Origin of the sequence: Vibrio sp. 1F279, assembly GCF_041439815.1 — a bacterium.
Lineage (GTDB): Bacteria > Pseudomonadota > Gammaproteobacteria > Enterobacterales > Vibrionaceae > Vibrio > Vibrio tasmaniensis_A.
The window spans coordinates 1-1,101 of record NZ_JBGOOU010000123.1 but is presented as its reverse complement, the minus strand read 5'-3'; the positions used below and the strand labels follow the sequence as shown (position 1 = coordinate 1,101).

1 protein-coding gene is annotated in these 1,101 nt (G+C 42.6%); it reads right to left on the bottom strand.

Features of this window, described 5'->3' with window-relative positions; translation table 11 throughout:
• Nucleotides 1–9 precede the first annotated feature (9 nt).
• Nucleotides 10–1,041, bottom strand: a complete 1,032-nt coding sequence (locus ACED60_RS25700) for an IS630 family transposase (protein ID WP_371708614.1) — start codon at nt 1,039–1,041, stop codon at nt 10–12.
• Nucleotides 1,042–1,101 lie beyond the last annotated feature (60 nt).

The window sequence follows — 1,101 nt, the reverse complement described above, 5'->3', positions numbered from 1 at the left end:
TATACCCAGTTAACTTGAAGATGCGCAGTTGAGCACCTGAAAATTATCATTTATTCGAGACACCAGTGAGCCTGCAATTTTAGGTAAAGTTTCCTCGAAAAATTGCTCTACTGCAGCTCTAAAATCAGCTTTGTTTTTAAAGTAAACATTATTTCTCGCGTGCTCATTCATCACTTTCCATAGCCGCTCAATTGGGTTTAGATTGGGGCTGTATGGTGGGAGGTAATGTAACTCTATGTTCAGTACATAAGCGGCATTTTTTACCATCTGACTGCGATGATAGCCTGCACCGTCCAATATGAGGTGAACCTTGTGCTCTAAGGGGTAGCTTTCGCGTATCTTGCAGAAAAATCGCACGATATTTTCACTATCAATGGTGTCATATTCGCTTACAACGGTGCCTTCAATATCTGCTAGATTTAAGGCGCCAACGATGTTCAAGCGACTTCGGCTTCCCGTTGTTTCAATGACTTTATCTTGTCCCTTTCGTATCCAGCCATGAGTGACCTTGGTGGCTTGTGTTGGGTGGACAGCATCCATGAAGATAATAGCTTCTTCCTTACCCAAACTAGCTTTAAGCCTCTTATAAAACTCAATGAAGTCAGCTTGTTGCTTTTCATCAAACTTATGTGGAACACCTTTAGGCTGCTTGTAACTAAAACCATGCTGATGTAACCACTTGTTCATGCCTGGCACACTGTATTCAACCCCAAATGACGCCCATACATAAGCGACAATTTGATGGGTGTGGTGATAGGTATTCTCTGTTAAGTGTCCAACTAACGCCCGAGTTTGGCTGGTAGAGAGATGACTTTGTGAACCACCATTTTGAGGCTTTAACTTATTTAACTGAAGGTAGTCGTTGAGATGTTGCCGCACAGTTGATTCATGAATGAGCAGCGCATCGGCAATTTCACGAGGACTCCAACCGTTACTTGCATGAATGACCGCTTTTATGCGGTCACGAACCCGTCCATCACGAGTAGTATCGTGTAAGACTTTTAGCTCCTGCTTTTGTTGGTTGGTCAGAGTAATTTTCATGGTTGATAGCATGATCTTCTCATTGCAAAAAATCAAGCTCCTTCAATGATCACGGGTATA

What these genes read in the sequence shown, in the direction of transcription:
- ACED60_RS25700 (WP_371708614.1), bottom strand. Translation starts at nt 1,041, where the DNA reads ATGAAAATTACTCTGACCAACCAACAAAAGCAGGAGCTAAAAGTCTTA.